This is a genomic window from Mesorhizobium sp. Cs1321R2N1 (genome assembly GCF_037179725.1).
In the GTDB taxonomy this organism is placed as follows: domain Bacteria; phylum Pseudomonadota; class Alphaproteobacteria; order Rhizobiales; family Rhizobiaceae; genus Mesorhizobium; species Mesorhizobium salmacidum.
Window position 1 is genome coordinate 1 of sequence record NZ_JAPYKP010000032.1, and the last position, 22,181, is coordinate 22,181.

At 63.1% G+C, this 22,181-nt stretch carries 20 protein-coding genes and 1 pseudogene; 9 read left to right on the forward strand and 12 right to left on the reverse strand.

The features are described 5' to 3' along the window. Nucleotides 1-805 (forward strand): dipeptidase (locus tag O7A61_RS11395; protein WP_337129863.1); only part of this gene is annotated, 805 nt, incomplete at its 5' end. A 6-nt stretch (nucleotides 806-811) separates the two neighbouring features. Here O7A61_RS11395 and O7A61_RS11400 read toward each other — a convergent pair. From O7A61_RS11400 to O7A61_RS11415, 4 genes and pseudogenes are all read right to left on the reverse strand, one after another. After that, a complete protein-coding gene (locus O7A61_RS11400) occupies nucleotides 812-1,072 on the reverse strand; it encodes a hypothetical protein (RefSeq protein ID WP_337129864.1) in 261 nt (86 codons plus the stop codon). Between the two features lie 2 nt (nucleotides 1,073-1,074). After that, nucleotides 1,075-2,300, reverse strand: a pseudogene (locus tag O7A61_RS11405) (aminomethyltransferase family protein). A 51-nt stretch (nucleotides 2,301-2,351) separates the two neighbouring features. Continuing rightward, complete coding sequence (locus tag O7A61_RS11410) at nucleotides 2,352-3,932, reverse strand: phytoene desaturase family protein (protein WP_337129865.1); 1,581 nt, start codon at nucleotides 3,930-3,932, stop codon at nucleotides 2,352-2,354. Beyond that, nucleotides 3,919-5,538: a phytoene desaturase family protein gene (locus O7A61_RS11415; RefSeq protein WP_337129866.1), complete on the reverse strand. Its 1,620-nt coding sequence runs from the start codon at nucleotides 5,536-5,538 to the stop codon at nucleotides 3,919-3,921. The genes O7A61_RS11410 and O7A61_RS11415 overlap by 14 nt, the downstream gene beginning before the upstream one ends. 423 nt (nucleotides 5,539-5,961) lie before the next feature. Between O7A61_RS11415 and betI the strand changes: the two genes are divergently transcribed. The 4 genes from betI to O7A61_RS11435 all read left to right on the forward strand — a co-directional run bounded on the left by betI (nucleotide 5,962) and on the right by O7A61_RS11435 (nucleotide 10,277). After that, nucleotides 5,962-6,675, forward strand: coding sequence for a transcriptional regulator BetI (gene betI, locus O7A61_RS11420; protein ID WP_337129868.1), 714 nt, complete (start codon nucleotides 5,962-5,964; stop codon nucleotides 6,673-6,675). A gap of 25 nt (nucleotides 6,676-6,700) precedes the next feature. Then, a complete protein-coding gene (locus tag O7A61_RS11425; RefSeq protein ID WP_337129869.1) occupies nucleotides 6,701-7,774 on the forward strand; it encodes an ABC transporter substrate-binding protein in 1,074 nt (357 codons plus the stop codon). Between the two features lie 119 nt (nucleotides 7,775-7,893). After that, nucleotides 7,894-8,970 (forward strand): extracellular solute-binding protein, encoded by a 1,077-nt coding sequence (locus tag O7A61_RS11430; protein WP_337129870.1) that lies wholly within the window; start codon nucleotides 7,894-7,896, stop codon nucleotides 8,968-8,970. Further along, entirely contained in the window at nucleotides 8,967-10,277 is a 1,311-nt protein-coding gene (locus O7A61_RS11435) for a flavin monoamine oxidase family protein (protein WP_337129871.1), read from the forward strand. The genes O7A61_RS11430 and O7A61_RS11435 overlap by 4 nt, the downstream gene beginning before the upstream one ends. On the opposite strand, the gene O7A61_RS11440 is transcribed toward O7A61_RS11435, so the two are convergent. The 3 genes from O7A61_RS11440 to O7A61_RS11450 are packed head-to-tail and all read right to left on the reverse strand — an operon-like array spanning nucleotide 10,241 to nucleotide 13,102. Further along, nucleotides 10,241-11,314: an ABC transporter ATP-binding protein gene (locus tag O7A61_RS11440; protein ID WP_337129872.1), complete on the reverse strand. Its 1,074-nt coding sequence runs from the start codon at nucleotides 11,312-11,314 to the stop codon at nucleotides 10,241-10,243. The genes O7A61_RS11435 and O7A61_RS11440 overlap by 37 nt on opposite strands. Nucleotides 11,315-11,366: 52 nt before the next feature. Then, the gene (locus O7A61_RS11445) at nucleotides 11,367-12,188 is read right to left on the reverse strand and encodes an ABC transporter permease (RefSeq protein WP_337129873.1); all 822 of its coding nucleotides are present in this window, start codon (nucleotides 12,186-12,188) and stop codon (nucleotides 11,367-11,369) included. Beyond that, nucleotides 12,185-13,102: an ABC transporter permease gene (locus O7A61_RS11450; protein ID WP_337129874.1), complete on the reverse strand. Its 918-nt coding sequence runs from the start codon at nucleotides 13,100-13,102 to the stop codon at nucleotides 12,185-12,187. The genes O7A61_RS11445 and O7A61_RS11450 overlap by 4 nt, the downstream gene beginning before the upstream one ends. 251 nt (nucleotides 13,103-13,353) lie before the next feature. Here O7A61_RS11450 and O7A61_RS11455 point away from each other — a divergent pair, with 251 nt between their 5' ends. Then, nucleotides 13,354-14,772, forward strand: coding sequence for an aminotransferase (locus O7A61_RS11455; RefSeq protein WP_337129875.1), 1,419 nt, complete (start codon nucleotides 13,354-13,356; stop codon nucleotides 14,770-14,772). A gap of 71 nt (nucleotides 14,773-14,843) precedes the next feature. Here O7A61_RS11455 and O7A61_RS11460 read toward each other — a convergent pair whose 3' ends face one another. After that, a complete protein-coding gene (locus O7A61_RS11460; RefSeq protein WP_337129876.1) occupies nucleotides 14,844-16,046 on the reverse strand; it encodes an aromatic ring-hydroxylating oxygenase subunit alpha in 1,203 nt (400 codons plus the stop codon). Nucleotides 16,047-16,502: 456 nt separating this feature from the next. On the opposite strand from O7A61_RS11460, the gene O7A61_RS11465 reads away from it, so the two are divergent. Continuing rightward, nucleotides 16,503-16,910 carry a hypothetical protein gene (locus O7A61_RS11465; RefSeq protein ID WP_140712893.1) on the forward strand — a complete coding sequence of 136 codons (408 nt, stop codon included), beginning with the start codon at nucleotides 16,503-16,505 and terminating at the stop codon, nucleotides 16,908-16,910. Between the two features lie 131 nt (nucleotides 16,911-17,041). Here the strand turns inward: O7A61_RS11465 and O7A61_RS11470 are convergent, their stop codons facing one another. Together O7A61_RS11470 and O7A61_RS11475 are read right to left on the reverse strand one after the other, a co-directional pair. Next, complete coding sequence (locus O7A61_RS11470) at nucleotides 17,042-19,129, reverse strand: PAS domain S-box protein (RefSeq protein WP_337129877.1); 2,088 nt, start codon at nucleotides 19,127-19,129, stop codon at nucleotides 17,042-17,044. Between the two features lie 79 nt (nucleotides 19,130-19,208). Further along, a complete protein-coding gene (locus O7A61_RS11475; protein WP_337105791.1) occupies nucleotides 19,209-19,982 on the reverse strand; it encodes a response regulator transcription factor in 774 nt (257 codons plus the stop codon). Between the two features lie 45 nt (nucleotides 19,983-20,027). On the opposite strand from O7A61_RS11475, the gene O7A61_RS11480 reads away from it, so the two are divergent. Then, nucleotides 20,028-20,729 carry a response regulator transcription factor gene (locus O7A61_RS11480; protein ID WP_027141939.1) on the forward strand — a complete coding sequence of 234 codons (702 nt, stop codon included), beginning with the start codon at nucleotides 20,028-20,030 and terminating at the stop codon, nucleotides 20,727-20,729. Nucleotides 20,730-20,800: 71 nt separating this feature from the next. On the opposite strand, the gene O7A61_RS11485 is transcribed toward O7A61_RS11480, so the two are convergent. Further along, nucleotides 20,801-20,968 (reverse strand): hypothetical protein, encoded by a 168-nt coding sequence (locus O7A61_RS11485; RefSeq protein ID WP_337105792.1) that lies wholly within the window; start codon nucleotides 20,966-20,968, stop codon nucleotides 20,801-20,803. Between the two features lie 41 nt (nucleotides 20,969-21,009). Continuing rightward, a complete protein-coding gene (locus tag O7A61_RS11490; protein WP_337129878.1) occupies nucleotides 21,010-21,342 on the reverse strand; it encodes a hypothetical protein in 333 nt (110 codons plus the stop codon). A gap of 341 nt (nucleotides 21,343-21,683) precedes the next feature. Between O7A61_RS11490 and O7A61_RS11495 the strand changes: the two genes are divergently transcribed. Next, nucleotides 21,684-22,139: a L,D-transpeptidase gene (locus tag O7A61_RS11495; RefSeq protein WP_027141941.1), complete on the forward strand. Its 456-nt coding sequence runs from the start codon at nucleotides 21,684-21,686 to the stop codon at nucleotides 22,137-22,139. The last annotated feature ends 42 nt before the right edge of the window (nucleotides 22,140-22,181 follow it).

Below are 22,181 nucleotides of genomic sequence, written 5' to 3' on the forward strand. Positions count from 1 at the left end.
TCCGCGCGCCGATGCGCTCAACTCGACGATCGCCATGGCGTCCATCCTGTTCCGGCTTGAGCGCGCCGGCGCATTGGCGATCTGCCGCAGTGCCGGCGACGTGCGCAACGCCATGGCACAAGGCACGGTTGCCGCGGTGTTCCACATCGAGGGCGTCGAGGCGATCGATCCCGAACTCACCATGCTCGACGTTCTGCATGCCGCGGGCCTGCGTTCGCTCGGCATCGTCTGGAGCCGGCCGAATGCGTTCGGTAATGGCGTGCCGTTCCGCTTTCCGTCCTCGCCCGACACCGGACCTGGCCTGACCGATGCCGGCAAGGCGCTGGTCAAGGCCTGCAATGAACTGAAGATCATGGTCGACCTCTCGCATCTCAACGAGAAGGGCTTCCGCGATGTTGCAGCACTTAGCGATGCGCCGCTGGTCGCCACCCACTCCAACGTGCACGCGATCTGCGGCCATTCGCGCAATCTGACGGACTGGCAGCTCGGAGCGATCCGCGAGTCCGGCGGCATGGTCGGCCTCAACTTCGCCACCGGCTTCCTGCGCGAGGACGGCCGCATGAATGCCGACACCAGCCTCGACATCATGGTGCGCCATATCGATTCCCTGCTGCAGGCTTTGGGCGAGGACGGCGTCGGTCTCGGCTCGGATTTCGACGGTGCCATGATCCCGGCCGTCATCGGCGACGTCGCTGGCCTGCCGAAACTCATCGATGCGCTGGCGGCACGCGGTTTCGGCCGCGCGCTGATCGAAAAGATCGCCTACCGCAACTGGCTGAGCATGCTGGAAAGAACGATAGGTTAGAGTGGCTTATTCGAAGCCCATGCGCTTCAGCCAGTCCTTGCCGACGCCACGATCGCGAATGATCGGCAAGGGGTTTTCCGCATCGAGCCGCGCGCAGATGCGATAGACTTCGAGCGTCTCGGCGCTCATCTCGCCCTGCTTGTAGAAGAACATGGCGGCGGCATAGCGCGTGCGGCCGGACCATTTCTCGCCGAGCGGCGTGTTGACCAGCTCCCACTGCTCGGCGGCTTCGCCTTCTTCATGGTGCTTGCCCGCTTCCTCGGTCATGGTCAGAAATCCGCCGGCGGGTTGGCGGTGCGGCGGTCGAGCTTTATGAAGGGCCGCGCCACGACCTTGGCCCGTTTCATCAGCTTCTGGTACTGCAGCTCGCGCATGGCGTAGATCTCGACCCAGAGGTCCTCCACGACAGTATCACCATAGGGCAGCGTCAGCGAGGCGATGGCGATGTTGCGCTTGGCCATCGGCGACCACATGGCGGCGCTGACCAGGCCGACGTCCTTTGACTTCTTGTGGTAGACGATCGCGTGTTCGGCCGGGATGTTGCCCTCGATCTCCAGCCCAACCAGGACATGGCGCAGCTTGCGTTTCGCCCTCGCTTCGAGGATGGCACGACGGCCGTTGAAATGGCCTTTTTCCAGATCGATCATGAAGCCGAGCCCGATCTCATCGGGCATGCGCCGGCGGTCGGCGCGAATGGCGTGTTCGGCGGTGGTGAAATCGGCATTGGCGACGATCAGCCCGGCTTCGAGCCTAGCCCGATTGAGCGCGGTGTAGCCGATGGCGCGGATGCCGCGAAGTTCGCCCGCGGCCATCAACCGGTCCCACAGGCTGAGCGCCTTGTCGACCGGCACGAACAGCTCGTAGCCGAGATCGCCGGTAAAGCCGGTGCGCGAGATGGTGGCCGTGTCGCCGTCATGCGGGAATTCGGCAAGGTCGAATATTTTCAGCTTCTCGACACCGGCGAAACCGGCATCGCGCAGCACGGCGAAGGCGGTTGGGCCCTGCAAGGCGAGCCCGGCGACGGCCTCGGTTTCTTCCTCGACAATGACGTCGAGCCAAGGGCACTGTCCAGCAGCCACGGCAGATGCCGCTCCTGCGAACACAGCCGGAAGCGTGTCGGCGACAAGCGAAAAAGCGTACCATCGTCCAGGACAAAACCTTCGTCGTCACACCACGCGGTGTAATGAACGCGGCCGGGCCTGAGCCTGGTGACATCGCGCAAGGTGACGCGGTCGAGGAAGGCTTCGGCATCCGGTCCCTCGATCCGATATTTGGTCATCGGCGAGATGTCGAACAGTGCTGCCTGGCTGCGGATGGCGAAGTATTCGAGCTCCTCGTCCCAAAGCGAATGCGGCGCGCGGTAGCCGGCCCAATTGTACCAGTCCTGGGTCTTGGCTAGGGCGTCGATACGCGGTTGGAACGGCGTGCCAATGCGCGGCGTGCGGAAGTGGGATTGCGCCAGGGTGCGGGCCGCGTTGTCGAGCTGACTGGTCATGGCAGCGTTCCTTCGCAGCGAAAGGCGGCGTTGATTGGCTGAAGCATCAAATCACCCTTTCATCGCGATGATGTGCCGTGCCGCGTTCAAGCCGGGCGCACCCGAAACACCACCACCGGGATGCGAACCCGCACCGGCCAGGAACAGCCCGTCGAGCGGCGTGTCGTAGCCCGACCAGCCGGAGACGGGGTGCGAGATCAGCATTTGATCGGCCTGCAGTTCACCATGGTGCCAGTGGCCGCCTGGCATGCGGAAGCGCTTCTCGATGTCGGCAGGGGTGAGCAGTTCGGCTTGAACCACCGTCTTGCCTATGCCAGGCGCGTAGGCTTCCAACTGAGCCATGATAGCCTCGAGGAATTTCGGCTTGCCGGCATCCCAGCTTACCTTCGGTGCATAAGGCGCATATTGCACCACGGCCGACAAGACGCAGGCACCGCCTGGCGCCAGCGATGGGTCCGCAAGGCTGGGCAAGGTGATTTCCATCACCGGCTCGGGCGAGAACTCGCCATATTTGGATGGATTGAAGGCACGCTCGACATGGTCTGGGGAGGGCGCAATGACCAGCCGCCCCTTGCTGCCGGCAGCATCGACCCCGGAAAATTGCGGCGGCCGGTCGAGCGCCAAATGGAGCTTGGCGGCATCGCCCTTCATGCGGATATTTCTGACCTTGCGCATGAAGCCGGTGTCGATCCCGCGCGGCCCGACAAGATCGAGGAAGGTGGTCGCCGGATTGATGGCGGAGACGATCGTCCTGGCGCGAAGCTCCTCGCTATTGTCGAGGACGACGCCGACGGCGCGGCCTTTCTCGGCAATGATCCTTGCGACGGGCACCGACGTGCGGATCGTGACGCCAGCCTTTTCGGCAGCGGCGCGGAGGATGGCGACCACCGCGCCCATGCCGCCCTGTGGCAGTATCTGCGCTCCGGCCGCACCGCCGATCTCTCCGGCCAGACGATAATAGAGGCCGAGCAGCGAGGTCGGCGAGCGCGGGCCAAGATGGCTGCCGAGCGTGGCATCGAAGGCGAGCAGGCCTTTCAGCCTGTCGTCGGCGAGCTGCTCGTCAAGCAGGTCGGCAACGTTCATCAAAAGCACGCGCAGGAAGTCGCGCATGTCTTCCTTGCCGAGCTTCTTCAGCGCCACCGCGGTCTGGCCAAGTGCCGCGCCTTCGAACAGCGACATGCCGCCGAGATCGGGCGGGCGTCGAGAGAGGAAGGGCTTCAGGATGCCTGCGTAGCGCAGCAGTTGCGCGCGCAAATCCTTCCAGGCGGACTGTTCCGACGAACTGGCGCCGGTCAGCACCTCGCCATAGGCGCCATGCAGGACAAGCGGCGGTCCATCTTTCGACAAAGCGACCGACGGGGCGAAGTCGGCGCGAGCGATTTGCAGCCCGTGTTTTTCCAGCCCCAGCGTCTTCACCACATCGGGATGCAGCCGGTTCAGCACATGCGCGACCGACGAGATGCGAAAGCCGGGCGCGAATTCCTCGGTGCGCGCGGCGCCGCCGAGTTCGGCTCCGGCTTCCAGTACCAGCGCCTTGCGACCTGCCTTCGCCAGCGTGGCGGCGGCGACAAGCCCGTTGTGGCCGCCGCCAATGACAAGCACATCCCATTTTGGTGCATCAGATGACGTCATGGGCCGGGCTCATATGCGAGGTGGATTTTGCGAGATCGCGCAGGATCTCGGCCGCGGCGTTGCGTCCGGGCGCACCCATGACGCCGCCGCCGGGATGGGTCGAGGAACCGCACATATAGAGCCCACTGAGCGGTGAACGATACTGCGCGTAGCCCGGCACCGGGCGGTTGAACAGCAGCTGGTCGAAGGTGAGTTCGCCCTGAAAGATGTTGCCTTCGGTGAGGCCGACCTCGGCTTCGATCTCGCGCGGCGTGCGCACCTCCATATGGACGATGTGGTCGCGAAAACCCGGCGAATACTCAGCGATCTGCGCGACCACGCTTTCGGCAAAACCGTCGCGATCGGCGTCCGTCCACTCGCGACCAGCGATCTTGGGCGGCGCGTACTGCACGAAGCAGCTCATGAAATGCTTGCCAGGCGGCGCCATGGTCGGGTCGAGCGTCGTCGGGATGACCATGTCGAGGAAGGGATCGGCGGACCAGCGGCCGGCCTTCCAGTCGTCATAGGCGCGCTCCATGCGCTCGATCGAATCGGTGAAATGCATGTCGCCGCGGTAGACCGGCGAGTCCTTCGGCAGCGCGGGAAATTCCGGCAGCGAATCGAGTGCGATGTTGACCTTGCCTGAGGAGCCCCGGATCTTGAAATTCTTGACCCGGCGCAGGAAGATGTCGGGCAGTTCCTTTTCCTCGACCAGCCTCAGGAAGGTGCGCTTCACGTCGGCATTGGAGACGACCAGCTTGCCGTAGATCTCCTCGCCGCCGGCCAGAACGACGCCTTTCGCCTTGCCTCTGCTTACCAGCACGTGGTCGACCTCGGCGCCGGTGCGGATGGTTCCACCCGCGGCCTTGAAGGAAGCGGCCAGTGCCTTGGTGACCGCGCCCATGCCGCCGCGCGCATAGCCCCAGGCACCGACCGAACCGTCGACCTCGCCCATATAGTGGTGCAGCAGGACGTAAGCCGTGCCGGGCGACATCGGCCCGAGTGCCGTGCCAATGATGCCGGACAGCGCGAAGTTCGCCTTGATGACATCGGTCTCGAAATATTCGTCGAGGAAGTCCGAGATGGACATGGTCCAGAAGCGCAGGGTCAGCGCCATTTCCTCGGCGGAGAGACCGGCGAATTTCTTGCCGAGATAGAGCAGTTCGCCGAGATCGCGCGGACGCAGGCTGGTCGGATCCGGCGCCGTGCGCATCAGCAGCGGCTGGATGAAGCGGCACTGTCGCGTCACGTCGCGGGAGTAGCGGTCGTAGGCCTCGGCATCCCTTTTGGAGAAGCGGGCGAATTCGCGCCGGTGCGCGTCGTGGTCGCGGCAGTTGGCGAGATAGTCGCCATCCCGGGTGAAGACCGCGCCGCCTTCATAGGAAATCACCTGCAGGCCGAAGCGCGGCAGCTCGAGATCACGCATGATCTCGGGCCTGAACAGCGAGCAGACATAAGAGCAGTTGGAATAGAGGAAGCCCGGCGTCAGCTCGCGGCTGGTGGCGGCACCGCCGACCCAGTCGTTCTTCTCCACCACCAGCACGTCAAGACCGGCGCGCTGCAGGTAACAGGCGTTGACCAGACCGTTGTGTCCGCCGCCGATGATGATCGCGTCCCAAGCTTTCATTTTGGCCCAGTTCTCATCTGCGACCCGCTCTTCATTTTCGCGTGATCTGTTCCCGAATACGTGGAATTTGGCATGGTGTCAGCCATTCTGTCCAGCCATTCTGAATGAATGTTCAACAAATGATGTTGCGTTTTTCCAGACATGGATTACGCTTTGCCGGCGTTCGAAACAGGCGTTCGTCCATTGGGGACCGAGGGCTGATGATCGAAACGGCGGAGGCCGAGCCGGAACATGACTACACCGCCATCCGCTCCTAGCGCTATGGGGTTGAAGGGATCGCTATTCGGCCGTTGCTGCCGTGGTCGGTCGGCCTGTGTCGACAACATTCGAACCTGGGAAGCCATGCAGAAGGTGCTTGACAGTGGCGAGCACCGTCCCACTCATCTTCGCGGGTGGAAGCCGGACGCAAAGGGATAGCCGGCGATGCTGGAGACCATCATACGCATGAAGACGGCAGACGCCAGGGACGCGCTCCTTGAACCCGTACGGAAGGCTGAATCCGAAAAGCGCGGGCGCAAGGCCGCGAAGGAGGTCAGGCAGCTTCAGCTTATCGAGGCGACGATCGATTCGCTGGCCAAGCGCGGCTATTCGGAAACGACGATGGCCGATGTCGCCGATGGCGCCGGTCTGTCGCGCGGCATCGTCAATTTCCATTTCGAGAGCAAGGAAAAGCTGCTCATCGCGACCTTGCAGCACATGTATGACGAATACTCGGCGCATTGGCGCAATGCGCTGCACAAGGCAGGTGACGATCCTGCCGACCAGCTCCAGGCGCTGGTCGCGGCCGATTTCGACCGCTCGATCTGCAACAAGCGCAAGCTTGCCGCCTGGTGCGCCTTCTGGGGCGAGGCCAAATCGCGGCCGACCTACCAGGCGCTGAGCAGTGCGCGGGATGCCGTTTACCAGAATATTTTCATCGACCTCTGCACGGCGCTCAAGCAAAACGGCGGCTATGCCTACGAGCCGCAGGTCATGGCGCTGGCTCTAAGCGCCATGCTGGAAGGCTTGTGGCTGCGGTTGATGATGGGCACCGAGGACACGACCCGCGAGACGGCCTTGCAGGCGGCCAATGAATTCCTGTCGGCGGCTTTCCCGAAACATTACCCGCGGAAGGCGGCCGGCCCAACGAAATCATAAGAAAACCACAGAGGATGGAGCAGCAATGAAGACACTGACAAGACGCCTGACACTGACGCTTGCACTGGCCGGTGCACTGGCGGCTTCCGCCGCCGCCCTGGCGATCGCCGCCGACAAGGATCTTATCGTGTTTGATTGGTCCGGCTACGAGGCCCCGGGCTTCCACCCGAAATACGTCGACAAGAGCGGCGATTCGCCGACCTTCGCCTTCTTCGGCGATGAGGACGAGGCGTTCGAGAAGGTCCGTTCCGGCTTCAAGGCCGACCTTGGCCATCCCTGCTCGCAGAGCGTGGTGAAGTGGCGCGAGGCTGGCCTGCTGCAGCCGCTCGACACCTCTAGGATCACGGGCTGGAAGGACCTCAATCCCGGCATCATGGCGATGAAGAATCTCGCCACGACCGATGACGGAAAAGCCTGGTTCATGCCCTGGGACTGGGGCAATACGCAGCTTACCTACAATTCCTCCAAGATCGACGAGAAGGACGTGCAGTCGCTGAAGGCGTTTGCCGATCCGAAGTTCAAGGGCCGGGTCTCGATCGGCGACAATGTCGACGATGCCTATGCGCTGGCGAGCCTCGCCATCGGCCTGAGGGACTGGACCAAGATGACCGACGACCAGTTCAAGCAGGCCTCCGACTTCCTGCGCCAGGTACACAAGAACGTGCGCTCCTACTGGACCGACACCACCGACGTCGTCCAGCTTCTGAGCGGCGGCGAGGTCGATCTCGCCTGGGCCTGGAACGATGCGACCGTGCAGTCGGCCGCCGCCGGCGTGCCGATCAAGTCGAAGAAGGACACGGCGGAAGGCATCTCGACCTGGGTCTGCGGCTATGTGCTGTTCAAGGACTCACCCGGCAATACCGACAAGGCCTATGATTATCTCAACGCAGTCAACGATCCGGAGATCGCCAAGGTGCTGGTCAAGGATTGGGGCTACGGCCAGGCCAATGCCAAGGGCATGGCCGGCGTCGATCAGGCTGTCCTGAAGGAAAAGGGCTATGACGACGTGCAGAAATTCGTCGACAAGACGCTGTTCCAGCAGCCGCTGCCGTCCGATCTCAAGCTCGCCGAGTTCGAGAAGATCAAAGCGGGCTATTAAGCCTTTGCCTGGCGGACCCGTCCGTGCGCCGGCAGGAGCGGCGGATGGGCTCGCCAAAGCGCTTGAATTTGCCTAACCTCGCTCTCGGCATCTTTCGCGATGGGGGAGTTTTTCGCACCATGAATTCCGTGCTTCGCCGCCTTGTCATCGCCGCTGCCTGCACGTTCGGTGCCGGTGCGGTTTACGCGCTCGCCGAGGGCGGCGGCGACCTCGTCGTGTTCGACTGGTCGGGCTATGAGGACCCGCTGCTGCACCCGGCGTACACCACCAAATACGGCGCCGAGCCGACCTTTGCCTTCTTCGGCGACGAGGACGAGGCGTTCGAGAAGATGCGGGCGGGTTTCAAGGCCGATATCGCGCATCCCTGCTCGCAAAGCGTGGTGAAGTGGCGCGAAGCCGGCATGCTGCAGCCGCTCGACACGTCCAGGATAGAAGGCTGGAAGGACCTCAATCCCGGTATCATGGCGATGAAGGATCTCGCCGTCACCGCCGACGGCAAGGCCTGGTTCATGCCATTCGACTGGGGCAACACCTCGCTGCTCTACCGCACCGACAAGGTGACGGCCGAACAGGCACAGTCGCTCAAGATTTTCGCCGATCCGCGGTTCAAGGGCCGCGTCACCATCGGCGACAACGTCGATGACGCCTATGCCTTGGCGAGTTTGGTCATCGGTCTCAAGGACTGGACCAAGATGACCGACGACCAGTTCAAGCAGGCGTCCGCTTTCCTACGCGACGTGCACAAGAACATCCGCTTCTACTGGACCGACGACACCGACCTCAACCAGGCCTTTATCGGCAACGAGGTCGATCTCGTCTGGGGCTGGAACGAGACCTTCGTGACGCTGAAGGGACAGGGCCTGCCGATCGCCATGAACCGAGAGACCAAGGAAGGGATTTCGACCTGGGTATGCGGCTATGTGCTGATGAAGGATGCGCCAGGCAAGCTCGACGAGGCGTATGATTTCCTCAGCGCCGTCAACGCGCCCGGCGTATCGGACTATTTGGTCAAGACCTTCGGCTACGGCCACGGCAATGGCGCCGGGATGGCTGAAATCGACCACAAGGTGCTGGCCGACCGCGGCTTCGACAATCTCGACAGGTTCCTCGACAAGACCCTGTTCCAGCAGCCGGTACCGCCGGAGCTGAAGAAGCGCATGATCGACGAGTTCGAGAAGATCAAGGCTGGCTATTGAACGACAAGATCGAAAGAACCGACGTCGTTATCGTCGGCGCAGGCTTCACCGGCCTATCGGCCGCGATTGAATTGAAGCGCGCCGGCGTCGATTTCGTGCTTGTGGAGGCCCGCGATCGTGTCGGCGGCCGCGTCGAGACCGTGCGAAACGGACTTGGCGAGCGCATCGACAGCGGCGGCCAATTCCTGTGCGAGGACATGCCGCAGCTGATGGAACTGGCCCGGGCTCGCGGCAAGACATTCGTCGAGACTTACGTCGAGGGTGATTTCATCACCCACCCGTCAATGTCGGTCGGCAAAGCCGAGCGGACCTATCACGCCGCTATGGCAATCCGCGAACGCATGAACAGGATCGAGCCCAACGATCCTGCCATTGCGGGATTGACCGTTGCCGGGTGGCTGGAGACGCAGGATGACGCGGGCGAGGCCAAGGCGGCCTTCCGGTCGATGATCGAAGGCCTGTGGTGCCTGGCATTGGAGAAGGTGCCACTGTGGTATCTCATCGACAATGACCGGCGCATCATCAACGAGGTGCCGGAGCTGCAATATTCCCTGCGCGAGACCATGCAGTCGATGGCCGATGATCTGGCCGAGGACCTCGGCGGCCGTGTGAGGCTCGGTGAACCGGTGACCCGCATCGAATACGGTCCGCCAGGGGTTCGGGTTGTCTCGATCAATGGCGTGGTCGAAGCGCGCGAAGTTCTGGTCGCCGTGCCGCCGGCGACAGCCGCGAGGCTCGATTTTACGCCAGCCTTGCCAGCAGCCCTGGAAACGGCGCTCGGCGCCTGGGAAAGCGGCGCGGTCATCAAGATCCTGGTGCGCTATCCCAAGCCATTCTGGCGCGAACGGAATTTGAGCGGAATGGTGATGTGGCGGGATCTGCCGGGGCTGTTTGCCTGCGACGCCAGCAGGGATTCCGAGCATGCGGCGCTAGTCGTCTTCATTGGCGGGCCGCTGGCGCTGCGCTGGCACGAACTCGGCGAGGCGGACCTGCGGGCGCAGGTGACGACGAAGCTTGTGGAGGCTCTCGGTTCCGATGCCGCCGATAGTCTCGATTTCAACCGCCGCGACTGGACGCATGATGGCTGGAGCGGCGGTGCCTATAGCGACCTGATCGTCGATGTGACGGCGAGGGATGCCGAGCGCACCATTCTTGCCGGTGCGCCGCCGGTGCATTTCGCTTCGTCGGAACTGTCGCCGTCATTCCCGGGCTATGTCGAAGGCGCGATCGTGGCCGGGCGCATCGCGGCGCGCAGGATCATCGCCGATGTTCAGTCGGCCATCGCGACCAGGGCTTCGGGATCGTAGGCGAGGCGGATGGAGGTGCCGACCGGGATATCATCGGCACCGAAATCGTTGGTCTCGGTCACCGACAGCGGCTTTTCCAGCCCGGGGATCTCGACGATCAGATGGGTGATCTCGCCGAAATAATGGCGCTCGACCACCTTGCCGGCGACCTCGAACTTGGCTGTCGCATTGTCCCATAGCACGCGCAGGCGCTCCGGCCTGATGCCGAGCGTGGCGCCGCCGCCGTTGCGCACGAAAGCCTTGGGCTTATCGGTCTTGATGCGGCCGAAACCCAGCGTATCGACGATCAGCGAGGCGCCGTTCTCCTCGACGATCTCGGCCTTGACGAAGTTCATGCCGCCAAGGAAGTCGGCGACCTGGCGGTTGACCGGGCGCTGGTAGATTTCCTTCGGCGAGGCGACCTGCGCGATCCTGCCGCCGAACATCACGGCGATGCGGTCGGACATGGCGAGCGCCTCATACTGGTCGTGGGTGACCAATACGAAGGTGATGCCGACGGCCTGCTGCAGGCGGCGCAGTTCGACCTGCATCTGCTCGCGCAGCTTCTTGTCGAGCGCCGAGAGCGGCTCGTCGAGTAAAAGCACCTTGGGCCGCATCACCAGGGCGCGAGCAAGCGCGACGCGCTGGCGTTGGCCGCCGGAAAGCTCCGTGGCAAGCCGTTTGCCGAGGCCGGTGAGCGAGACCTGCGCCAACGCTTCCTCGACGCGGCGCTCCTCCTCGCCGGCCCGCAGCTTCAGCCGCTTCAGTCCGTAGGCGACGTTCTGCTCGACATTGAGGTGCGGGAAGATGGCGTAGCTCTGGAACACCATGTTGGTCGGCCGGCGGTTGGCCGGGATACCTTCCATCGGCTGGCCGCCAACCGCGATCGAACCGCTGGTCGGATTGTCGAACCCGGCGATCATGCGCAAAAGCGTGGTCTTGCCGCAGCCGGACGGACCAAGCAGCGAGAAGAACTCGCCTTCCCTGATGGTCAAGGAGGCGTCGTCCAGCGCCCTGAAGGCTCCGTAGCTGCGGGTGACGTTGCGGATCTCAATCATCGGTCTTTCGGATTGGATCCTGTCCGCGTGAATGCGCTCGATCCGCGGCTGCTCAGGCATAGAGGCCTCCCTCGTTCTGGGTGCGTCTGGCCGCGCGGCGACGCAGCATTTCGGCGATCGTCATCAGCAGGAAGGAGGCGACCAAGAGCAGCGTGCCCAGCGCCAGCACGCCGGGCAGTTTCGATGCGAAACGCAACTGGCCCCAGATGTAGATCGGCAGCGTCGCCTCGGTGCCGGTGAGGAAGAAGGCGATGATGAATTCATCCAGAGAGATGGTGAAGCAGACCAGCAGGCTGGAAATGATCGCCGGCGCCACCATCGGCAACGTCACGCGCCGGAAAGTGCCGAAGGCGCTCTCGCCGAGATCGGCGGAGGCTTCCTCGAGGCTGCGGTCGAAACCTTCGAAGCCGGAGGTCAGCACTGTCATTGAATAGGGAATGCAGATCAGCACGTGGCCGAGCACGACGGTGAACAGCGACAGGCTCAAGCCAAGCTGCAGCATCACCAGCAGCATGGAGATGGCAACGATCACTTCAGGCAGCACAAGCGGCGCCATGATCAGGCCATTGATGGCGCGGCGGCCGGGATAGCGGTAGCGGGTGATCGAGCGGGCGGCGAGGATGCCGAGTACGGTGGAGAGGATGGCCGCCGAGACGCCGACGATCAGGCTGTTCCAGGCGGCGTCGAGCAGCGCCGGCGTGCGCGGCAGGTCCTCGTACCATTGCAGAGTGAAACCGGTCAGCGGGAATTTCGGCGTCGCGGCCGTGTTGATCGAGAAGATCGGCAGGAAGATGACGGGCAGATAGAGAAAGACGATATAGAGGAACGCGTAGGCGGGCAGCCAGCCGCCCGGCAGGAAGCGCCGCGCCCTCATCGCGCCATCCTTTGCAAAGTGCGGATGATCAGCACCGTGGCGCCAGCCATCAGGGAGACGATCAGCATGGTGGTGACGGAAAGTGCGGCACCGAGCGGCCAGTTGGCCGCCTTGCCGAACTGTGCCTGGATGGCATTGGCGATCATGACGCCATCCTTGCCGCCGACGAGCTTTGGCGTGACGTAGTCGCCGACCGTCGGGATCATGACGATCAGCGCCGCGGAAATGATGCCTGGCGCCGACAGCGGCAAGGTCACGCGCAGGAACGAGCGCAAAGGGCCATCGCCAAGATCGGTGGCCGCTTCGACCAGCGTGCGGTCGACCTTCTCCAGGGACACGAAGATCGGCAGAATGGCGAAGGCCGCCCAGGCATGGGTAAGGGTGATGATGACGGCGCTCGAATTGTAGAGCAGGGCTGTCGAGGGTTCGTCGATGATGCCCAGACCCATCAGGCCGGAATTCAAGACGCCGTTATAGCCCAGGATGACCTTCCACGACATCACGCGCAGGAGATAGCTGGTCCAGAACGGGATGGTGATGAGGAACAGCCACAGGCTCTTGTGACGGCCGCAGCGGAAGGAAATGAAATAGGCGATCGGGTAGGCGAGGACGACGGTGAACAGGCTGACCGTCAGCGAGATGTAGAGCGAGCGCCATAACAGATCGCGGTAAATCGGCTCGGTCAGCGCGACGCGGTAATTTTCCAGCGTGAAGGTGCGGTCGATGGTCAGGTAGTGCTGCGTCCAGAAGGAGTGGGCGATGACCACAAGTATCGGCAGGACCAGCAGGATGAGCGCGTAGAGCAAGGTCGGGCTGATCAGGGCAAAGCCCTGTACGGGCTCGGATTGCAGAAGGGCATTTCGTCTGGCCCGCGTCATGGACAACGGGGGCGACCCCTCCGCAGCCACCGTCATTGGAGCGCTCCGGGTGTGATCTCGGTTGCTGGCCCGGCCTGTCCCGCCATACGGCATCCCATTCAGTTGGCGCCGGCTATTGTTCCCCTTGCCGGCTTTCTTTCATCATGCGCGCATCCGCGGATTGAAATCAAGCGCCATTTCTGCAATGTTGATTGAACGGACATTCAAAATCGAGTGAGCGGGGCGATGATTTCGGCCATAGCGAACCGGATTGATGCCCGGGAAAATTCGGTGATGTGGAGGCGATGATGGCGGCGGTGAGAGATCTGAAGGCAGGCGAAACGGCTGGCCCTGGCGACGACGATGCGGTCGAGCTGGCGAAGCGTCATCTCATCCAGCCCTGGCCTTATGCCGGTTCCGTCGGTTCGGAGGCGCGTGCGCTGATCGGCAAGGGCGATGGCATCTACATCACCGACAACGCCGGCAAGCGGCTCATCGACGGCCCGGCCGGCATGTGGTGCGTCAATGTCGGCCATCGTCGCGAGGAACTCGCCAGGGTGATGTACGACCAGGCGATGGCGCTGTCCTACAACACGCCCTGGTACACGATGAACGCGCCATCGGCGGAGCTTGCCAAACGTATCGCCGGCCATGCCCCAGGCGACCTCAGCCATGTCTTCTACACCACGGGCGGCTCATCCGCGGTCGAGACCGCGTTGCGCTTCATGCAGTTCTACAACAATGTACGTGGCCGGCCGGAAAAGAAGCTGATCCTGAGCCGTAGCGGCGCCTACCATGGCTCGACCTATCTTTCGGCCTCGCTCAATGGCCGCCCGCGCGATCGCGACTGGATGGACGGCGCCGACGACATGGTGGTCAAGCTCTCCTCGCCCGACCCGTTCCGGCGTCCGCAAGGCATGAGCATCGCTGCCTTCACCGATTTCCTCGTCAACCAGTTCCGCGACACGGTCGCGCGCGTCGGAGCCGACAGAATAGGCGCTTTCGTCGGCGAACCGGTGCAGGCGTCCGGCGGCGTCGTCGTGCCGCCCGACGGCTATCTCAAGCGCATCCGCGAGATCTGCCGTGACAACGACATTCTCTATGTTTCCGACGAGGTGGTGACGGGCTTTGGCCGGCTTGGCCATGTCTTTGCCTCCGGCGACGTCTTCGGCATCGACCCCGACATGATCACCTTTGCCAAAGGCCTCACCTCAGGCTATTTCCCGCTCGGCGGCGTCATCATCTCGGAACGGCTGCTGGAGGAGCTGCGCCGCTCGAATCATCCCGACGCGATGTTCGGCCACGGGCTGACCTACACCAGCCATCCCGTCGGCTGCGCGGTGGCCTTGAAGAACCTCGACCTGTTGGAGGAAAGCGTGCTTGCCCACGCGCAGACGGTCGCCCCCTATTTCCAGGCGCAGCTGAAGACGCTGGAAGAGCTGCCGCTGGTCGGCGAAGTGCGCGGCGTGGGGCTGATGGGTTGTGTCGAATGCGTCGCCGACCGCGAAAGCAAGGATCCGCTGCAACTCGACAAGAATGTCGGAAAACGCATCGACGCCCACTGCCATGAGCTTGGCCTGCTGGTGCGGCCACTGATCAACATGTGCGTGATGTCGCCGCCGCTCATCATCACGCGCGAGCAGATCGACGACATGGTCGGCATCCTGCGCGAAGGCATTTCGCGCACCATGGATGATCTCAGGAAAGAGGGTGTCTGGCGGGGGTGAGTTTCTTCCTTCTCCCCGCTTCACGGGGAGAAGGGCGCTGTCGTCGGCGGCTTCGTCAATTACCAGCGTTCTTACCCTCGCGATCTCAGCGCATCGTTTAGGTTCCACATGTCCTTTTCTTCCGGCGCTGTTTCCAGGCCGAGCACCGGAAGCTGCTTGCGCAGATGGTCGTGGTGGGTGCGCACCCCATATTCGAGGTCGGAGAAGTAAAAACCCTCGAAGGACTCGGACAGCATAGATTCGTTCGACCAGACCGAGAGCTGCACGTCTTCCGACATGGTGTCGCGATCAATGCGGAAGGAGAGATAGCGGGCAGCGGCCTGCTCGCGACTTTCGTCGCGGTAGCGATAGATGGCGCCACGCAGCAGCGTCTCACCCGTCGACAGCGGGAACTCCTGATAGAATTGCACCGATTCCGGCATCACCGACAGAACGGCGTTCGGGAAGATGCCGTAATAGACCCAGGCCTTCCTGAGATGGTCCGGCAGATGAGTCGGCTCCGGCGCGATCTTGACGTAGTTCCTGACGCTCCAGCGACGCCCGGCATGCGGGTTATAGGTGGCGAAGGAGCGCGAGACGCCGTTGACGAAAGGTTCGTCGAAATAGGTGGCGCCGTAGAGATCCTGCAGGGCCGGATGCGCCATGGCGACGTGATAGCCTTCATTATCGACGTCGCGCACCGACTTCCAGTTGACCGGTGTTTTCTGGGTCCAGATGCCCCAGGAGGGCACCATGTCGGCGGCATTGTAATGCGCGAATTCGGGTTCGATCGGCTTCAACAACTCGGCGACGGAAGCCTGTGGCCCGCCATTGCGGAAGCGGATGAAGATGAAGCCCATCCAGATTTCGAGATCGAGCGGCATCAAGCCGAACTCGGTCTTGTCGAGGTCGGGGAAGGAGCGCGGGCGGGCGGCGCCGCGCAGCGTGCCGTCAAGATTGTAGACCCAGCCATGGAACGGGCAGACCAGCGCGTTCTTGCAATTGCCCTGGCTGTCGGCCACGACGCGGCTGCCGCGGTGGCGGCACATGTTGTTGAAGCCGCGCACGACGCCGTCCTTGCCGCGTACGATCAGAGCGCGCTCGCCGATGACATCCATGGTGAGGTAGTCGCCGGCATTGGGTATGTCGCAGACATGCCCGGCGATCTGCCAATGATTGCGGAAGACATGCTCCTTTTCCAGTTCGAGAAGGGCGGTGGAATGGTAACTCCAGCCCGGCAATCCCCGCCGGTCCCAATCGTTCGGGATTGCCACGTCACGGAGGTGCGGGTTCATGAAACGTCTCTTCTTTTTATTGAATATGCATTCAATATAATCATATTTTGCGTTGAAATGCAATGATTTGTGGAAATGCGCAGGTTTCAGGGCGAAAATGTCAGCCCCGGTTCCAGCGGAATCCTGCTCCACCGCGATCTCTGAAAACCCCGGAAAATCCGGGTGTTAGCCAGAGTTCCATAATCTCCACCCGTTGCCGGTCACGCTGCAATCGCGCCCTCCGACAAGGTATTCCCCCGGGGCAAGAAAAAGCCCTGCCGTTCGCGTCGGCCACCAGCGGGGCACGCTGAGCAATCCGCTATCGGATCAAAATAGTCGATGACCGATTTTGACCGTTTCTGCCCGCATTAATGTTTCAATCCGGTTACATTGCCTGGCTCTCGTCACCTTTCCGTCGTTACAAGGCGCGATTAAATTCGCTTTATCGCAAAAGGAAAATCAACGAAGGGGATGATGATGCATGCGAAAGTCCAGATCACCAGCAGCAACCGCTTTCAGGCTCCAGAGCGCGCTGACCGCCGCCCGAAGCTGGCGCTTCGCCAGCGTGCCAGCGACCACCCCATGGCAATGTTCATGGCGCTGGCTGCTTGCGCCTTCGCCGGCATGGCGTTCACGCCGACGGTCGGCCCAGCCTTCGCTTCGTTGAATCCGCCCGCCAACATCGTCGAAGGTGCGCCGACCACGACCACGACCGCCCGCCTGCCGATGCCCGCGATCGATTTCGCCTGCAAGGGACAGGCTTGGGGCGCCGAGAGCGTGGATTGCCTGCGCGCCATTGCCGAGCAGTCCGGAACGCACAAGGCCCGCGCGATCCGCATGATCGCCAACGCCGCGCCGCTGACCAGCACGCCCAACATCTTCTGATTTCTGTCTCTGGATTGGCCGGGCATGATCCCGAAAACCGGTTCCCGTTTGGGGATCATGCCCTGATCTTCCCGAGCGTCCTCCAGCGCTCCCTTCGGCTCCCGCCGCGATGTCGGCCGGGGGCCTCTTTTTTATGCTTTCGACACGACCTGCTCGGCGATGGTCGAAAGCACGCTGCGCACATCCAGCGTGCTGAACGGTTTTTCGAGGATCTGTGGCCGCTGCTGCGCCGGCAAGGCTTCGATTTCCGCCTTTGCGCCTATGAGGTCGCCGGTGACCAGCACGAAGCGCCGCGCCAGGTCGGGCCGCTCGGCGAGCAGTTCGCGGTAGATCGAAATGCCTGATGTGCCGGGCATGCGCAGATCCGAAAAGACGATGTCCGGCGGCATGTGGCCGCTCAAGGTGGCGGCGCCCGATTCCCAGACCGGCGCGATCCGCGATTTGATGCCCATCAATTCGAGAATGTCGGACAAGGAACCGGCGACATCGGGTTCGTCATCGATGATCAGGGCATGGCGCAGGCCGCTCGATCGTGGCTGGCTTTCGCCAGCGGCGGCGATGCCCGCCGAGATAGCCGGCAACTGGACGACGAAACGCGCGCCTCTCGGCTGCACTTCCTCGAACCAGACATTGCCATTGTGCCGCTCGATGATGGATTTCGAAATCGACAGGCCGATACCGGTGCCGACGCCGACCGGCTTGGTGGTGAAATAGGATTCGAAAATACGCGAACGGATGGCCTCGGGAATGCCGGGTCCGTTGTCCTCGACCGAGAAGCCCGGATTGCCCCGGTCGCTGCGGAAGCTCCGCACCTTGATCAGCCGGTCGCCGGCAATGCCGGCCAGGGCATGCTGGCTGTTGATGAGGAAATTGGCCGCCACCTGCGTCACATGGTCGGCGTCGGCCATGGCCAGCAGGGGACCCGGCGCGAAATCGGTATCGATGATGATGCCGCTCGAGCGCGCCCCGTAGGCAGTCACCTCGAGAGCGGCGCGGATCACCTGGTTGAGATCGGTCTCGGTCTGCGCCGCCGGATGGAGGCGGACCATCGACAGGAAGCTCTTGACGATGCGCCCGCAGCGCTCGGCGGCGGCGCGCACTTTTTCGGCACGGACCTTGGTCTGCGGGTCCGAGGCGAATTCATGCAGCAGCGTCGATTGCGCGACCACCACCGCCAGCGGGTTGTTGAGCTCGTGCGAAACGCCCGCGAGCAGCGAGCCCATCGCCGCCATCTTCTCGTTCTGGTGCAGCTTCTCGCGCTGCCGGTTGATCTCCTCCTCGGCGCGCAGCCTCTCGCGCAGGTCGCGGATGGAGCCGAAGATAAGCCGGCGGTCGGCGACCCGCATCTCGGTCGCCGTCAGCTCGATCGGGAAGACCTCGCCGGCGGCATTCTGCGTCACCGTCTCGAGCCGCTGGCCGACCATCGGCGCGCCGCGGCCGGACATGTAGTCGGCGCCCGAGGCATAACCCTTGCGGTAGTATTCCGGAACGACGGTATCGAGCAGGTCCTTGCCGAGGATATCGCTGCGCTGGAAGCCGAACATCTTTTCCGCGGCCGGATTGAATTCGATGATCGATCCAGCCTCGTCGATGACGATGATGGCATCGAGCGAGGCCTGCAGCATGGTGCGGCGGATCACCTCGCTGGCATGGGCGTCGGAGGGGGAGTGTTCTATGGCGTCGCCGATGGCGAGCGCGATGATGTGCAGCGTCGCCTCTTCCTCGTCGGTCCATTCACGCTCCTCGACGCAATCATTGACGGCGAGCGTGCCCCACAGATGGCCGTGCGCGAAGACGGATACCGACAGGAACGACTTGATGTCCTGCTTTTCGAAATCGGCCCTGAGGAACCCTTCGAGATCGCGGGTGTGCCCGGCGAAGACCTTGCCCTGCCGCTCATCCTCGGCCAGCCGCTCCAGCAGCGGATCCGAATTGACGATCGACTGCATGATGACGGTCGGTGAGGCCAGTTCGCCGCCGAAATCGGGGTCGATCCAGTAGGCGGCGACCGACTGGGCGAAACCTTGGCCGGGCAATTCGCGCAGGCGGAACAGGATACCGCGCTGGCACTCCATGGCGTGGCACAGCGTTTCCAGTATGCCGTCCATTTCGCGCTGCCAGTCGCCGGCCTCGCGCAGCCGGCGCACGACACGCACGGCCGCCATCGCCGCGCCTTGCCTGAAACCCTGCATATCCGTGCTTGCCGTCTCGCCCGTCATTGTCAGCCGCCATTCCAGAGTCACGTCACTTCGATCGGCTGGCAACGGCTGCGGAGCGGAAACCCTGTGGGTCTGACGCTCAGTTGCCGTCGCCGGTCGGCAGCGAGAAGATATAGCCTTCGCCGCGCACCGTGCGCAGGAATTTCGGGTTGGCCGGATCAGTCTCGATCTTCTTGCGCAGCCGCATGATGCGGATGTCGACGGCGCGCGATGATTCCGGATCCTCGGTGAAGCCGATCGCCTCGGAGATCGCGGCCCTGGTCAGCAGCCGGTTGGCGCGGGTCAGGAAAACCTCCAGCACGTCGAACTCGCTCTTGGCCATGTCGATCACCGTGCCGTTGGCACCGGTGACCAGCCTGCCGTCGAGATCGGCCTGGAAGGGGCCGAAAGCGACGGAACGGCGGTCGGTCCTGGCTTTCCTGTCCTGCGGCTCCGTCGGTTGCGGGACACGGCGCAGCACGCTGCGCACCCTGGCCAGCACTTCGCGCAGTTCATACGGCTTGACGATATAGTCGTCGGCGCCGAGTTCCAGCCCCACGATGCGGTCGAGCGCGGTGCCGGCGGCGGTCGCATAGATGATGCCGATGGGCATTTTCGAGCGCAGCCAGCGGCCGAGCGACAGGCCATCCTCGCCCGGCATGGCGATGTCGAGGATAGCCAGATGGAAGGGCTGCGTCTCGACCAGGCTGCGCGCGGCGGCGGCGGTTTCCGCGGTCGCCACATCATAGCCGGCGGCGCCGAGATATTCGGCGACCGCGTCCCTCAGGTCGGGCTCGTCCTCGACGATGACAATTCTTGCCCGCACGATGCTCTCGCTCCCACTTTCAGTGGAAAGTAGATTGGGTATAAACATGATGTCCAGCACTCATATACGGTTGCCAGGGAACGGTTGGAAAACATGGCCGCACGAGCCGTCATCGCGCTTGTTTCCGTCGCCGACGTCGTGGCGACCGAGCTTGCCGACCATCTTGAACGGCGCGGCCATGACGTGCGCCAGGCGCGGCAGCCCTGGGAGGCGGAATCGCTGCTGGCTGGCAGAGGCATCGATGTCGTCGTCGTCGGGGACAGCGTTAGCCAGGCGGAAGGGCGAGATCTGCTCAGGCGCTATGGCGGCCAAGGTGGGGGCGGCGAGCATGGACCGGATTTCATCCTGATATGCCGGCCGGCCGATCTCCTCGACAAGGTGCTGGCGCTCGAGCTTGGCGCCGCCGACGTCGTCGAAAGTCCGCTCAATGTCAGGGAACTCGCCGCGCGTGTCGGCGGCCTGCTTTCGCGGCGCGGCAGGGGCACCCAGGAATTGATCGTGCTGGAGAACGCGACCGTCGATCTGAGATCGGCGATCGTCATGCATCGCTCCGGTACGCAGGAGCAGCTCTCGCCCGGCCAGGTGGCGCTGCTCAGGCTGTTCCTGGCGAGCCCGCGCAAGGTGCTGACGCGTGACGACATTATCGCCGCCGCACCGGCCGAGAATGCCGACGCGTTCGATCGCTCGATCGACTCGCGTATCGTGCGGCTGCGCCGCAAGCTCGACACCGAGACCATCACCACCATACGCGGCGCCGGCTACAGGTTCGATCCGCCACGGCAATTCGCCGACTGACGGCTGTCTTTTCCAGCTGGGTCCCCGGATGAGCATCGGACTTTCCATTTCCGCGCCGATGCCCGCGAGGTTCAGCGCACCACCAGCAATGACGGGCCCGAGGCCATGTCGCCGCCGGCGGCGAACTCGCTTGCATGAGCGCGCTCCTTGAGGAGCACGCTGGCGAGTGCGGCAAAACCGAGCAGGCCCTGCGCATAGAGCAGTGCGGAAAGCACGGAAGCTGCGAACTTAGTTCTCATGATCGGAATTCCCCAAAAAGATGACTGTATCGCGGGTCGCGTCAGGAAACTCCCGAAGTGCCCGCGCCGCCCACGGAGCCCCCCGTCGCGGCGCGGGCCTTCGGTCCTCTCGGCAGCAAGTTGCCGGAGGGGCCGCGCAATGCCAGCAGCCGAAGGCCAACCCGCCAGAGGGCCTTCAACCGGGCGATGCGCAGGCTGGAAACGATCCAGACCGTGGCGCAAAACAGGGCGACGTGCAGGGTCGAAATCTCACTCGAACTCATCGCCGCCAGCTTCGCCATGGGGTGGCCGGCAATGGTGCCGATGCCGCCGATGGCCGCCGCCGCGATGCTGATCCTGAAGAGCCAGGACCGCGTGTTCGTTTTCGTTCCCATGGTCGTTGCCGTCTGCTTTCGTTGCGTCAACTTTTGCCTCCGGTCCGTATCCGCATCATGCCGCCAAAATCCGCGCTTTGTTGCAGTTTGGTTTCGAAATCGACCTGAGCTCTTTCATATGAACGGTTCGAACTTTCGTTTCGGGGTGAGTACCTAGGTACTTCATTCTTGATCCCGCGTTTGGGGGCAGGCGGTGCCGAGAATGCGGGGTTGGCCTGTTAACCAGAGGAAACAGTTTCGAAACACAAACGAGCATTTCGCGAAATCTGTCCGAAACACGCCGCGAGGATAAGCCGCTCATCGAATTGGAGCCGGCCGGGCCGGCAGAGAGAGGGGACATCATGCACACCACCATTTCCGCAAAGCTCATCAACATCACCGTCGCGGCGCTCGTGGGCAGCGCGCTTCTATTCGGCGCCCACGCCGCCCACGCCGCCAACAGCATCGTGGCGCGCGTTTCGCTGTCGCAGCAGGTCATGGAAGTCTCGGTCGATGGCCGGCCGACTTTCGCCTGGAAGGTTTCCACCGGCGACAGGGCGCATGTCACGCCGACCGGCTCGTTCAAGCCGACGCGCATGCATGAGATGTGGTATTCGAAAAAGTACGACAACGCGCCGATGCCGCATTCGGTCTTTTTCAGCGGCGGCTATGCGGTTCACGCCACCTATGCCATCAAGCGCCTCGGCCGGCCGGCCTCGCATGGCTGCGTGCGGCTGCACCCGGACAATGCCGCCGATTTCTACCAGCTCGTCGAGACCTTCGGCCCGGCCAACACCAGCATCGTCATCGTCAAGTAGCAGGCAGGTTGCCGCATTCGGCCATGTGCCGGAGTTGCTGGA